The sequence below is a fragment of the Amycolatopsis sp. NPDC001319 genome (genome assembly GCF_042896185.1).
GTDB lineage: Bacteria > Actinomycetota > Actinomycetes > Mycobacteriales > Pseudonocardiaceae > Amycolatopsis.
In genome coordinates this window covers 205,911-218,124 of record NZ_JBIAWY010000004.1, presented here as the reverse complement: position 1 = coordinate 218,124, position 12,214 = coordinate 205,911, and the positions used below count along the sequence as shown (strand labels likewise).

General features: G+C 70.4%; 13 protein-coding genes. 2 read left to right on the top strand and 11 right to left on the bottom strand.

Annotated elements, in window-relative coordinates; all coding sequences use genetic code 11:
* Positions 1-16: 16 nt before the first annotated feature.
* Positions 17-958 (bottom strand): NAD-dependent epimerase/dehydratase family protein, encoded by a 942-nt coding sequence (locus ACFY1H_RS16155; protein WP_386947154.1) that lies wholly within the window; start codon positions 956-958, stop codon positions 17-19.
* A 287-nt stretch (positions 959-1,245) separates the two neighbouring features.
* On the opposite strand from ACFY1H_RS16155, the gene ACFY1H_RS16150 reads away from it, so the two are divergent.
* Together ACFY1H_RS16150 and ACFY1H_RS16145 are read left to right on the top strand one after the other, a co-directional pair.
* Positions 1,246-1,956 (top strand): TetR/AcrR family transcriptional regulator, encoded by a 711-nt coding sequence (locus ACFY1H_RS16150; RefSeq protein WP_386947152.1) that lies wholly within the window; start codon positions 1,246-1,248, stop codon positions 1,954-1,956.
* A gap of 133 nt (positions 1,957-2,089) precedes the next feature.
* Positions 2,090-3,223: an MAB_1171c family putative transporter gene (locus ACFY1H_RS16145; protein ID WP_386947150.1), complete on the top strand. Its 1,134-nt coding sequence runs from the start codon at positions 2,090-2,092 to the stop codon at positions 3,221-3,223.
* Positions 3,224-3,251: 28 nt separating this feature from the next.
* Here the strand turns inward: ACFY1H_RS16145 and ACFY1H_RS16140 are convergent, their stop codons facing one another.
* From ACFY1H_RS16140 to ACFY1H_RS16095, 10 genes are all read right to left on the bottom strand, one after another.
* Positions 3,252-3,899, bottom strand: a complete 648-nt coding sequence (locus ACFY1H_RS16140) for a DUF998 domain-containing protein (RefSeq protein ID WP_386947148.1) — start codon at positions 3,897-3,899, stop codon at positions 3,252-3,254.
* Between the two features lie 53 nt (positions 3,900-3,952).
* Complete coding sequence (trxA, locus tag ACFY1H_RS16135) at positions 3,953-4,282, bottom strand: thioredoxin (RefSeq protein ID WP_386947147.1); 330 nt, start codon at positions 4,280-4,282, stop codon at positions 3,953-3,955.
* Positions 4,279-4,662: a MerR family transcriptional regulator gene (locus ACFY1H_RS16130; protein ID WP_386947146.1), complete on the bottom strand. Its 384-nt coding sequence runs from the start codon at positions 4,660-4,662 to the stop codon at positions 4,279-4,281. The genes trxA and ACFY1H_RS16130 overlap by 4 nt, the downstream gene beginning before the upstream one ends.
* Positions 4,663-4,704: 42 nt before the next feature.
* A complete protein-coding gene (locus ACFY1H_RS16125; protein WP_386947144.1) occupies positions 4,705-5,892 on the bottom strand; it encodes an FAD-dependent monooxygenase in 1,188 nt (395 codons plus the stop codon).
* Positions 5,893-6,014: 122 nt separating this feature from the next.
* Complete coding sequence (locus tag ACFY1H_RS16120) at positions 6,015-6,665, bottom strand: TetR/AcrR family transcriptional regulator C-terminal domain-containing protein (RefSeq protein WP_366583083.1); 651 nt, start codon at positions 6,663-6,665, stop codon at positions 6,015-6,017.
* A gap of 10 nt (positions 6,666-6,675) precedes the next feature.
* A complete protein-coding gene (locus ACFY1H_RS16115; protein WP_386947141.1) occupies positions 6,676-7,158 on the bottom strand; it encodes a MarR family winged helix-turn-helix transcriptional regulator in 483 nt (160 codons plus the stop codon).
* Between the two features lie 108 nt (positions 7,159-7,266).
* Positions 7,267-9,060, bottom strand: a complete 1,794-nt coding sequence (locus tag ACFY1H_RS16110; protein WP_386947139.1) for a feruloyl-CoA synthase — start codon at positions 9,058-9,060, stop codon at positions 7,267-7,269.
* A 40-nt stretch (positions 9,061-9,100) separates the two neighbouring features.
* On the bottom strand, positions 9,101-9,577 hold the full coding sequence (locus tag ACFY1H_RS16105) for a MarR family transcriptional regulator (protein WP_366583081.1): 477 nt from the start codon (positions 9,575-9,577) through the stop codon (positions 9,101-9,103).
* 27 nt (positions 9,578-9,604) lie between these two features.
* Positions 9,605-11,440: an asparagine synthase (glutamine-hydrolyzing) gene (gene asnB / locus ACFY1H_RS16100; RefSeq protein WP_386947909.1), complete on the bottom strand. Its 1,836-nt coding sequence runs from the start codon at positions 11,438-11,440 to the stop codon at positions 9,605-9,607.
* 165 nt (positions 11,441-11,605) lie between these two features.
* Positions 11,606-12,196 (bottom strand): TetR/AcrR family transcriptional regulator, encoded by a 591-nt coding sequence (locus tag ACFY1H_RS16095; RefSeq protein WP_360594985.1) that lies wholly within the window; start codon positions 12,194-12,196, stop codon positions 11,606-11,608.
* Positions 12,197-12,214: the final 18 nt, after the last annotated feature.

The following is a 12,214-nucleotide window of genomic DNA, read 5'->3' as shown; positions in this document are numbered from 1 at the left end:
AATCCCCGACCGCAGGTCAACCCTCGGTAGCCGACCGATCACGCCACCAGCGCACCGTCGCCGCCGCCTGCTCGCCGAGCGGGGTGGCTTCTTCGCCCGAGAATTCCGTGAAGGCACGGGAATCCACCACGAACGGACGGTCGAACTGGTAGCGCACCTCCTGCAGTTCCCGCAGCAAGGGCGAAAACGCGGCGGCCATCCGCAGCAACGGCGCCGGAAGCCGTTGTACGCCGACCGGCGGCACGTTCGCCGCTTCGCACAACACGCCGACCATCACGCGCGACGAACGCGCCGGCAGCGTCGGCACGTGCCACGCGCGGCCCCACGCCTTCTCCTCCGCCGCGACGCGCACCAGCGTGCGCGCGACGTCCGGCAGGTAGGTCCAGCTGTGCGGCGCGTCCGGGTCGCCCATCACCTGGACCTTGCGTCCCTTCAGCACCGCCGGCACCACGCGCGCGCCCAGGTGCCCGCCGTCGGTCACGCCCGGCCCGAAGAAGTCCGACGCCCGCACCTCGGCGGCGCGAATCCGGCCCTGCTCGTGCAGATCGTGCAGCTGCTCCCACAGCTGCACGCGCACGCGACCCTTGGGTCCCGTCGCCTCGAGCGGCAGATCCTCGGTGATCGGCCCGTCGACAGGGCCGTAGCCGTACAGGTTTCCCAGCGCCACGAGCACGGCGCCGGTCGTCTCAGCCGCGGCGGCGGTGGCGTCGGCCAGCGGCGGCCAGTCGCGCGTCCACCGGTGGTACGGCGGGCTCGCGCACTGGTAGATCGCGTCAGCGCCCTCGGCTGCGGCGGTCAACGCGGCGCGGTCGGTGGCGTCGAGCACCACGTGCTCGAGCCCCGGCTCCTCGGGCCGCGGCGACCTGCCGATCACCTTCACCCGCTCGCCCCGTTCGGCGAGCAGCCTCGCCGTCGCCGCCCCCGCCGGGCCGAACCCGATCACCACGTGAAGACTCATGCGCCACACCATAGTCAGCCCGGTGAGCGGGATTGGCTTTTCAGGTATCCGTAACTTCGGGTTCACCGCGAACTTCTTCGGACAGTTGTCCGTAAACCTCTCGGTTGCCTTGCGACGGCACCTCGAACGTCCCTCCGAAAAGGCTCGCGATTAATCCGATTCACGGGGCCTTCTCAGTGCTCTTCACTCGAGTCTTCCCTGTGGCCAGAGCCGCTTTTCGGACTCTAGGCGGCCGACGGGCGTTGGTGTAGGGTCGCCGATCATGGACAGTTCCGACAAGGATGCCTATGTCTTCTGAAGATCTCCCCCGGCTCGTCAAGGACACGGCTCGCCGTCAGCTCGCCGAGACCGGAGCGACCGGTCTGACGCTGCAGACGGTGGCCGTCGGAAGTGGCGTGACCGTGGCCGAGGTGCAACCGTTTTTCGGAGATCGTGACGATCTCCTGACCGCATTGATCATCGACGCTTACAACGCCTCCGGCGAGGCCATGGAACAGGCCGATCCCGGCGAACGGGAAACGGACCCGGGCGCGCGCCTGCTGGCCGTCACCCGCGCATTGCGCGAATGGTCGCTCGCCAACCCGGCCGAGTTCGCCTTGCTCTACGGCTCGCCCGTGCCCGGCTACGCGGCGCCGGAGACCACGGTGGGCCCGGCTTCGCGCACGCCCGCCGCGCTCGCCGCGGTGCTGCGTTCCGCGCTGGCGGCCGGATCCCTCACGCCGCCGAGCCGGCCGCTGCCCGGTCCGACGCTCGTGACCGTTGAGGCCGTCGCGCTCTTCGGCGGGCAGCCCGAGGCTCCGTACGGCGATCTGCTCGAACGCGGGATCGTGCTGTGGAGCAACCTGATCGGCCTGCTGGTGTTCCAGGTGTTCAGCCGTACGCACGACAGCGTCGCCGACCATTCGGCCTTCTTCGACTACGCGGTGGCCGTGGCGGCGGAAGCCGTCGGCCTGGCCGTGCCGCTCGAAGGCAGCCGGCGCGAGGCCGTGAACGCCTGAATCTCGAGTTGCTGATCCGGCCACAGGCAGGCCGACCCCCACGCGGCGCGTAACCGTTGCTGCGAAGCCATTCGGCCGTGACTGTGGTCGGATCAGTAACAATCGATGCAGTACGCAACTGGGGTGGTCTGGTGTGAACGCGCTGAAGATCGTGCTCTTCGCGTCGTCCGCGGTGTCGTCGTACGCCGCGTTCCTCTACAAGCTCGCGTCGATCCGGCGCGGCTGGGGTGACATCGGGTACGTCACGATGATGGTGACGCTGGTACTGCAGTGCCTCACGTTCACGATGGGGGCGGTGTCGCTCAGCGTCGTCACGTTCTTCGGTGTGCAGAACCTGGCCATCCTCGTGCTGCACCTCTCGGCGGTCGCCTACTGCATCAGTGCGCAGATCCTGCTGATGCAGTGGGCGAACCCGCTCTCGGAGGTGCGGCGCGCGATCCGGGCGTGGATCATCGCCGGCGTCGTGCTGTGCATGGTCCTCACGGTGCTGTTCTTCATCGGCAACCGCCCCGGCACGCCGGCGTCGGCGTTCGGCACCGGCAGCAGCAACCCGGTCATCCTGATCTACCTGTTGCTGTTCATCGTTTCGCAGGCCGTGCCGTGCGTGACGATCTACCGCCAGTGCATCCCGTACGCGCGAAGCACCACGAAACCGTGGCTGCGCCGCGCTTTGCGGATGCTCGCATTCGGTGCGGTGGTGCTGTTCCTCTACTGCGCCGCGCGCACGGTGAACATCGTGAGCCCGATGTTCGGCCTGTCGGTCGGGCCGTGGGCGATCGCGGCGTCGCTGTTCAGCGCGCTCGGCATCGTGATCGTGTCGCTGGGGCTGACCATGCCGTCGTGGGGCGGGCACGTGTCGAACCTCCTTGCCTGGGGCCGGAACTACAGCTCCTACCGCGCGCTCTACCCGCTGTGGCACTCGCTCTACGAGTCCTCGCCGGGCATCGCGCTGGAGCCGCCGTCCGGTGCCGACCGCCAGTGGTCCGACCTGCACTACCGCCTGCACCGCCGGGTGATCGAGATCCGCGACGGGTGGCGGGCGCTGCGCCCGTACATGGACCGCGCCGAGCCTTCCCCGGCCGAAGCGGCGAACCAGGCACTCGTCGAGGCCACGAAGATCAAGCACGCGCTGCGGGCCAAGAACTCCGGCGTCACCCCGGCACACAGCCAGGACAACGGCAGCTTCGACGACCACGACGCCAAGACCTTCGCCGCGGAAGTCGAGTGGCTCACGCAGGTTTCGGCCGCCTACGGCCGGCTGAACTGAACCACTTCCGTCCGAAGTGGACCAAGGCTCAGGCCTGGACCAGTTCGCCGCGGTCGTGCGGCAGGTCGGCCAGCAGCGCCTCGCCCTTCACCAGCCACGAGACGCCGAACGCGATCACCGCGAGGGATTCCAGCCACACCGTCGCGTGCAGCGAAGCCGTGGCCGAGTCGAAGAAGAGCCCGTCGACCACGATCAGCGCGAGCGCCGCCAGCATCACGCCGCCGCACACGCGGTAGACGACGTTGCGCGCGGCTTTGCGTGAGGTGGGCGACGGATCGTCGGACCTGGTGAACAGGAAGAAGCAGAAGAACGCCAGCGTCAGGAAGAAGATCGCGGCGAACACGAGGTGCGCCACGCCGATCGCGCGCTCGGCGCCCGTGGGCGAAGCCGGGCTGGTCGGGAAGAGCGCGACGCCGATGGCCGCGACCGCCGCGACGTTGCCGGCGATGTCGTCGATCCGGCCGTAACCCCGGTAGGAGACGAGGAAAACGCCGATGGCGCACATCGTGCCGACGAAGACGTTGCGCAGGTCGGTGTCGTAGTAGCCGCTCAGCGAGCCCTGCAGGCCGCCGCCTTGCAGCAGCTCCTTGCCGACGATCACGACGAACGGCAGCGCGAGGCCGAGCACGCCGATCGCGCGGCGGAGGAAGAGGAACGAGCGCACGAGGGTGTTCACGGTTGCCTCCCCGGTGTGGTCCACCACCATTTTCTACCGGGCCGGCCTGGTTTTCACAGCGTGACAGGCGTGGTTCCCAAAACGTTGTCGAGTTCGGCGAGCAGCCGGGCCTTCGAACGGGCGCCGACAATGGTGTGCACCGGCTCACCGCCGCGGAAGAGGATCAACGTCGGCAGGGACATCACCTGGTACTTCCGCGCCGTCTCGGGATTCAGGTCGGTGTCGATCTCGTGCACCGTCAGGGAATCCGCCCGCTCGGCCGCGATCTCGGCCAGCACCGGCGCGATCATCCGGCACGGCGGGCACCACTCGGCCCCGAAGTCCACGAGCACCGGCTTGTCGTGGTCGAGGACGTCGGCGGCGAAGGTCGCATCGGTGGTCATCGGGGCTCCTCCGCAACACAGGGGTCACGCCGGGCCGAGGCCTCGGCGAGCTTGTCCATCAACGCGGTCCGCACGGCACCGAGGTCGGCCAGGCACTTCTCGACGTCCTCGAGCTTGCGCCGGTACACCTCGACCGAAGCCGGGCAGGAGTCGCCGGACTCGTGGCCGGTGCGCAGGCAGTCGACGAACGGGCGGGTGTCCTCGAGGGTGAACCCGACCGTGCGCAGCGTCTGGATCTCGCTGACCAGCCGCAGGTCGTCCTCGTCGTACTCCCGGTACCCGTTCGCCGCCCGCCCCGCCGGCAGCAGCCCCTGCGCCTCGTAGAAGCGCAGGGCCCGTGGTGTCGTCCCCGCCCGCCGGGCGAGCTCGCCGATCCGCATGCGTTCGAAGGTAGACCTTGACGTGCGCGTCAAGGCAACCTCTCAACCCGCGACCTTGCCGGTGTATTCGCGGTACTGCACCGCGTTCGCCGCCCGGGTGCTCATGTAGTCGAACACCTTGCTGAACACGGGGCCGGTCAGCATGCGGTACATCCGGTTGCGGCTGCGCAGCTTCTTCTCGTTCTCCGGCACGAGGAACCCGCCGGAGCCGGCACCGTTCTTGTGACCGAGGTGCGCCGGCTTGCGCAGGCGCTGCTCGTACTTCTCGAACGCCGCCACGTGGTCGCCGTCCGCGGCCGCCAGCTCACCGGCGAGGATCTGCGCGCCCATCATGGCCAGGCCCGTGCCGGAGCCGCCGGGGCCAGCGCACCACGCGGCGTCGCCGAGCAGCACCACGCGGCCCTTCGACCACGTGTCCAGGTTGATCTGGCCGATGGTGTCGAAGTACAGGTCCGGCGCGTCGTCGAGCGCGCTCAGCAGGCGCTGCATCTCCCAGCCCGCGCCGGCGAAGACGTCGGCCACGATCTCCTTCTGCCGCTCGGGATCCGGGCGGCCGTAACCCCGCGGGTCGCCGCGGAAGTACAGGATGACGGTCACGGTGTCGCCGTCGCGGCCGCTGTAGACCATCGCGCCGCGGCCCGGCTCGTTGAAGATCAGGCCACTGTGGTCGAGCCCGAGGTGGTTGGGCGCGCTGAACGCGGCGACGTGGTAACCGAGGTCCTTGCGGAAGCGCGCCTCCGCGCCGAAGGCGGCCGTGCGCACGCCCGAGTGCACGCCGTCGGCGCCGACCACCAGGTCGAACCGCCGGGGCGCGCCGTGGCGGAAGGTCACCTCGACGCCGTCGGCGGTCTCGGTCAGCGAAGTGACGCGGTCGCCGAACACGTACTCGGTGTAGTCCCGGGTGCGGTCGTAGAGAATGCGCGCGAGGTCGCCGCGCAGGATCTCGAGCTCGCCACTGGCGAACGAACTGGGCACGGTCACGATCGGCTTGCCCTCGGCGTTCAGCAGCAGCTGGTCGCCCATCGCGGTCTCGTACTTGCGTAGCTCCTCGGTGAGCCCCATGGCGTCGATCAGCTTCATCTGCTCACCGCGGAAGTCCACGGCCTGGCCGCCGGGCCGCAACGCCGGCGCCGCCTCGACGACGGTCACGGAGTAGCCGTGGTGGTGCAGCCAGAAAGCGGCCGACGGCCCTGCCACGCTGGCACCGGAAACGAGCACGGTCTTGGTCATCGCTGGAGTCCCTTCTCGGGGTTCGGCTTTCGATGACGCAAGACTGCGGCCCGGCGCTGACCACGCCCGCACGGTGCGCTGACGGTGGTGGTGCGCGCCCGTCAGCGGGGTCTGCGGAACGGTCAGCGCAGGCCGCGAACGCCCGAAACCAGGAGGTCTACGCCACGGGCGAAGTACGAATCCTCGTCGCCGCAGGCGGCCAGCGCGTCGGCGGCGGCCGAGACGTTCGGGAAGCGCTCGGGCGACAACGCGGCCAGCGCGACCCGCTTGCGCTCCACGGCCTCGTCCCGGGTGGACGCGGGGTGGACGTCGGTGGCGCCGGGCTCGGCCGTCACGAGGGTGACACTGGCCGACAGCAGGTAACCGCCGAGCTCGGCGGCTTCTTCGGCCGTGAAGCCGGCTTCGCGCAGCAGACCGAGCACGTGGTCGGCCACGGTGAGGCCGGCGTCGGACTCGAGGATGCGGGGCGGGACGAGGGCGGCGACGGCGGGGTGGGGGCGCACCGCGGCCAGCACCGCCACGAGCGCGGCCCGCAGCCGCGCGTCCCAAGGCCCATCGGACTCCGGCAGCGAGACGTCCGCGAGCAGGCGTTCGGCCAGGCCCGCCACGAGCTCGTGCTTGTCCTTGAAGTGCCAGTACAGCGCCATCGGCGTGACGCCGTGGTCCTGCGCGAGGCGGCGGATCGTCAGCGCGTCGAGGCCTTCGCGATCGGCCAGGGCGAGGGCGCCGTCGACGATCGTGTCGCGGCTGAGCTTCTCGCGCGTTTTGGCCACGAAGCCGACTTTACCGCGTACAGGGGCCGTCTTCGTCGTCCGCGTTGAGGCGCGAGACCATGCGGTCGAAGACGCGTTCCAGCACCTCGAGCTCGTCCGGTTTGACCTGCTCGAAGAAGTACCGCCGCACGGTCTCCACGTGCTCGGGGGCGGCAGCTTCGATGGCTTCACGCCCGGTCGGCGTGAGGCGCACCATGGCGCCGCGCGCGTCGTCCGAGCAGTCCTCGCGCGTGACGAGGCCGCGTTTCTCCATCCGGCTCACGTGGTGCGACAGCCGGCTGCGGTCCCACCGGATCTGCATCCCGAGGTCACGCATGCGCAGCACGTCGCCGGGCGCCTCGGAAAGCGGCACCATCAGCGTGTAGTCCGGGCCTGAGAGCCCCGCGTCGCGCACGAGCTGCCGGTCGATGGCACCGTTGAGGGACCGCTGGAGCAGGTGGTACAGCTTCCAGACGTGCAACTCGCGCTCGTCGAGCCAGCGTGCGTCCGTCATGGAGTGAGTCTACCCCAATTTGTTGACACATCACCATATTGTCTGCCCCGCCTCCGGCGTGGCGTGCGAGATCGCCCAGGAACCGACGTCTCGAGGGTCCTCAACCGATCATCCCGCGACGATCACTGCGGCGTCCGGTTCACCAGCGTAAAGGCGCTCGACGAGCGCCACGCGCCGGGCCAGCACGCGGCGCTGGTTGAGGTAGCCCTTGTCCGTGATCTCGCCCGCGTCGAGGTCCGGTGGCTCGGCCAGCACCACGAGCCGCTCGACGCGACCGGCCGAGCCGGCCGCCGCGTTCATCGCGGCCAGCAGCTTTCCGACGTGCGCGCGCAGCTCGGCGTGCACCACGCAGCCGTCCGAGGCGTCGAGCGAACCCGCGAACAACGCCCGCGCCTCGGCCTGGTTGAGCCACGCCAGCGCGCTGACGTACGAGCGGTTCTCCCCCGCGATCACCGCGTCGGACAGCAGCGGCACGGCCGAGAGCAGCGCCGTGCGCAGCGCGCCGACGCGGACGAACGTGCCCGTGTCGAGCTTGAAGTCCTCCGCGATGCGGCCGCCGAACAGCAGCCCCGCGTTCGGGTCGGCCGAGACCGGCACGGCGGCGTCGCCCGTGCGGTAGAAGCCTTCCTCGTCGAACGCCGCCTCCGTGAGGTCGGGCCGGTGCAGGTAGCCGGGCGTCACGGAGGCACCGCGCACGCGGATCTCCCGCGCCTCGCCCACGGCCGCGAGCTTGACCTCGAGGCCCGGCAGCGGCACGCCGATGCACCGTGCGTCGTCGAACGGGAAGTGGGCGCTCGTCACGGCGGGCGCGGTCTCGGTCGCGCCCCACGAGCTCGTCAGCGGCACGTCGACGCCGGCCGCCCTGGCCGCGTCCGCCAGGCGCGTGCGCAACGCCGCCGGCAGCGCGGCCGCCGCGTTGAACAGCAACCGCAGGCGCGAGAAGAACGCACGCGCGAAGTCCGGGTCCTGTTCCAGCACGGGCACGAGCTGCGCGTAACCCGCGGGCACGTTGAAGTACAGCGTCGGCCGCGCCGAACGCAGGTTCTCCAGGCTCCGGCCGAACAGCTGCGGCGCCGGTTTGCCGTCGTCCACGTAGAGCGTGCCTCCGTTGTGCAGCACCAGATCCACGTTGTGGTTGCCGCCGAAGGTGTGGCTCCACGGCAGCCAGTCGACGAGCACGGGCCGCTCCTCCACCAGGAACGGCCACGCCTGCCGGATCGACTGCTGGTTCGCGCACAGCATCCGGTGCGTGTTGAGCACGCCCTTCGGCGAACCGGTGGAGCCGGACGTGAAGAGCACCTTCGCCAGCGTGTCCGGTCCCGTCGCGGCGTACGCGGCTTCGAGTTCCGGGCCCGGCGAAGTGGCCAGCAGATCGTCGAGGGATTCCGCGCCCGGCACGGCGTCGACCTCGCGCGCCAGGACTACTTCCGGCCCCTCGACCGCGGCGAGCGCCTTCGCGAACGGGCCACCGGCCTCGGCGAACACCAGGCCCGGCTTCAGCACCTTCGCGATCTCGCGGATCCGCGCGTGGTCTCCGCTGAGCAGCGAGTACGCGACGCTGATCGGCGCCACCGGCACGCCCGCGGTCAGCGCGCCGAGCGTGAGCACGAGGTGGGCGACGGAGTTGCCCGAAAGGATCAGGACCGGCCGGTCCGGACCCAGGCCACGGTCGAGCAGCGCCTGCCCGAGCGCGTCGGCGCGACGGCGGACCTCGCCGTACGTCAGCGTCGCCCAGCCGTCGCCGTCGCGTTCGGCCACCAGCGGGTGGTCGGGGTCCACGCGCGCCCAGGCCCGCAGCATCGCGGCCACGCTGCGCGGGTAGGCACCCAGCGGGTCGCGGGAGCGGAAGACGACGCTCCCGTCCGGCCGGTCTTCGCGTTCGACGTCGGGTTCAGCGAACATTCGACCGCCTCCTCCTCGAGACCCGCTGTGTCTCACACAACTATTGTGGGTCGCGAGGAATTTGTCGAATGTCAGTTTCCGCGCCGTCGGTCATCCGGCGCAGCACCGCGCCCGCCTTGAGCAGCAGCTCGACCTCGTCCTGTTCGAGGTCGCCGAACCGCTCCACGAGCACCCGCGCCTCGTCGCGCACCACCGCGCCGAGGCGGCGGCGGCCCTGCGGGGTGAGGTGCACGTAGCTCACGCGCTTGTCGCCTGCGTCGGCCGCGCGCGCGACGAAGCCGGCCTCCTCCATGGCGTGCACGACCTTCGTGGCCGTGGGCTGGGAGCAGCCGACCTCGTCGGCGAGCGCGCCGATGCGCAGGGGTCCGGACCGGGCCAGCTTGGCGAGCACCAGCAGCTGAGTACGCGGCAGGTTGTCGGGCGGCGCCGCCCGGTGCAGCTCGCGCAGCAGCCGGTACAGCGACAGCACGAACTGGAACGCCTCGTCGGCGTCGACGTCCGGCGACTCGCCCGCCATGGCCTGCTCCTCACCCTCGTGGTCACCTCACCGGATGCGCAGCTCCGGTGAGTACAGATCGAACCAGGTCGCGAAGTTCAGCACACGCTCCACGAGTGGCCGGAGGAAGGGCACGGTGTCCTCCCGGGCAAGCAGCCTCGTCAGCAGGCCGCGGTCGAACAGGTCGAACACGGGGTGCGCCGGCGCGGCCAGCAGGTCGCCGACCTGGTCGCGCAGGGCTTCGAGGTACTTCGGGTCCTGCGTCGACGGGTACGGGCTCTTCACCCGCTCGGCCACCGACGTGGGCAGCACGTCGCGGGCCGCCGCGCGCAGCAGGCTCTTCTCGCGACCGTCGAACGTCTTCGTCGTCCAGGGCGTGTTGTAGACGTACTCCACGAGCCGGTGGTCGCAGAACGGCACGCGCACCTCGAGGCCGGTGGCCATGCTCAGGCGGTCCTTGCGGTCGAGCAGGATGCGCACGAACCGCGTCAGGTGCAGGTAGCCGATCACCCGCATGCGACGCTCGTGCTCGGTCTCGCCGGGCCGGGTGCCGGCCTCCGCGACCGCCGCCGAGTACGAGTCCCGCAGGTGCGTGGCGAGGTCCAAAGAGGACCGCACACCGTCGGCGAAGATCTGGCTCACCCCGCGTTCGCCCGACTGCAGCCGCCGCGCGAGCCACGGGAAGGTGTCGGCCTGCTGCACCTTCGGGTCGTGGAACCACGCGTAACCACCGAAGACCTCGTCGGCCGACTCGCCGGACAACGCGACGGTGGAGCGCTCGCGGATCGCGCGGAACAGCAGGTACAGCGAGCCGTCCATGTCGCCGAGGCCCGTCGGCAGGTCGCGAGCCCGCACCACCGCGCGGCGCACGGCCGGGTCGGCGAGCTCCGCCGAGTCGAGCACGATGTCCTGGTGCATCGAGCCCACGTGCTCGTGGACGTCACGCACATACGGCGCGTCCGGCGTGGCCCGCAGCGCGTCCGGCACGAAGTTGTCTTCCTGCCCCACGAAATCCACCGCGAAGCTGCGCACCCGCTCGTCCTGGTCGGCGAGCTGCCGGGCGGCCAGCGCGGTGATGACACTGGAGTCGAGGCCGCCCGAGAGCAGCACGCAGCGCGGGACGTCGGCCACGAGCTGGCGGCGCACGATGTCGTCGAGCAGCTCGCGCACGTGCTGCACGGTCACGCCGATGTCGTCGGTGTGCTCGGCCGGCTGGAGCTGCCAGTAGCGGCGCACCTTCAGGCCGGTGCGGTCCAGCGTCACGACGGTGCCGGGCTCGACCTCCCGCATGCCCGCCCACACGGCCTGGCCGGGGTTCTTGGTGAACGACAGGAGCTCCCGCAGGCCGTCGGTCTCCACGACGGGCCGGATCTCCGGGTGCGCGAGGATCGCTTTGGGCTCGGAGCCGAACAGCAGCCCGTCGCCGTGCGGCGAGTAGTACAGCGGCTTGATGCCCATCCGGTCGCGGATCAGGACCAGGCGCTCCTCGCGCGGGTCCCAGATCCCGAACGCGTACATGCCGTTGAGGCGTTCGGCCAGGCCGGTGCCCCATTCCAGGTAGCCGCGCAGGACCACCTCGGTGTCGCTGTTGGTGGTGAAGCGGTGCCCGCGCGTCTGCAGCTCCGCGCGCAGCTCGGCGAAGTTGTAGACCTCACCGCTGTAGGTCAGCGCGACCGTGCCGCCGGCCTCGGCCGTCATCGGCTGCGTGCCCAGCTCGAGGTCGATGATGGCCAGGCGCCGGTGCCCGAACGCCGCGTGGCGGTCGAACCACGTCCCGCTCGCATCCGGCCCGCGGCAGGCCATGGTGGCGGTCATGGCCGCCACCGTCTCCCGCTCGGCCGTCAGGTCGCGGCCGTAGTCGACCCATCCCGTGATCCCGCACATGTCCAGCCCCCGGAACATTTTCGAAGAGAAACATTCATAGGGAATGAAACTGGTCTCCGGGTGCGAGCGCCACCCGGACGAACCGGACGCGAGCGTGCCGATCCGACCCGGACGCCGAGCTTTCCGCTGCTGGAGAGACCAGCGAACCAAAAGGGGTGACGTGCGTCACGAAGTGGGGTAGAGCCGGCCCATCAGTTCGAGGACCTCTTCGATCATCTGCCCCGCCTTCGCCTTCGACGGAGCGGCCGCGACCTCACGGCCCGCCTCGGTCGACATCGCGGTGAGCGAGAGCACGAGCATGTCCGAAAGCGGCCGGGTATGGCCGTTGACCAGCGTGGCGTTGGCCGTGAGCCACTCCCGGAACCGCTCGCGCGTGAGCAGGCCGAAGCCCGCCGGGCCGTTCCCCGAGAGGAACAGCCGGGCGAGCTTGCGCTCCTGCCAGCACCCTTCGAGGTAGGCGCGCGCTCCGGAGATGTAGAGCCGGAGCGCGTCCTCCTCGCCCTGCGCCAGCGCCGTGCGGAACGCCTTGGCGGACCGGTGCTGCTGGCGGCGGTTGTACTCGTTGTAGAGCGTGATGTACAGATCGGACTTCGCGACGAAGTGGTGGTACAGGCTGCCGATGCTGGCGCCGGCCCGTTCGGCGATCGCGGCCATGCTCGCCTGGTCGTACCCCGACGCGGTGAAGACCTCACCGGCCGCCTCGAGCAGCGCCGCGCGGGTCGCTTGCGCCCGCTTGCTCCCTGTCGCCTCCGTCATGGCGTGATTGTGCCGGAC

Bases quoted from the DNA above. Each gene is read 5' to 3' on its own strand.
- ACFY1H_RS16155 (WP_386947154.1), bottom strand. From the start codon at position 958: ATGAGTCTTCACGTGGTGATCGGGTTCGGCCCGGCGGGGGCGGCGACG.
- ACFY1H_RS16110 (WP_386947139.1), bottom strand. From the start codon at position 9,060: ATGTTCGCTGAACCCGACGTCGAACGCGAAGACCGGCCGGACGGGAGC.
- ACFY1H_RS16130 (WP_386947146.1), bottom strand. From the start codon at position 4,662: ATGCGGATCGGCGAGCTCGCCCGGCGGGCGGGGACGACACCACGGGCC.
- ACFY1H_RS16115 (WP_386947141.1), bottom strand. From the start codon at position 7,158: ATGACGGACGCACGCTGGCTCGACGAGCGCGAGTTGCACGTCTGGAAG.
- trxA (WP_386947147.1), bottom strand. From the start codon at position 4,282: ATGACCACCGATGCGACCTTCGCCGCCGACGTCCTCGACCACGACAAG.
- ACFY1H_RS16125 (WP_386947144.1), bottom strand. From the start codon at position 5,892: ATGACCAAGACCGTGCTCGTTTCCGGTGCCAGCGTGGCAGGGCCGTCG.
- asnB (WP_386947909.1), bottom strand. From the start codon at position 11,440: ATGTGCGGGATCACGGGATGGGTCGACTACGGCCGCGACCTGACGGCC.
- ACFY1H_RS16095 (WP_360594985.1), bottom strand. From the start codon at position 12,196: ATGACGGAGGCGACAGGGAGCAAGCGGGCGCAAGCGACCCGCGCGGCG.
- ACFY1H_RS16105 (WP_366583081.1), bottom strand. From the start codon at position 9,577: ATGGCGGGCGAGTCGCCGGACGTCGACGCCGACGAGGCGTTCCAGTTC.
- ACFY1H_RS16150 (WP_386947152.1), top strand. From the start codon at position 1,246: ATGTCTTCTGAAGATCTCCCCCGGCTCGTCAAGGACACGGCTCGCCGT.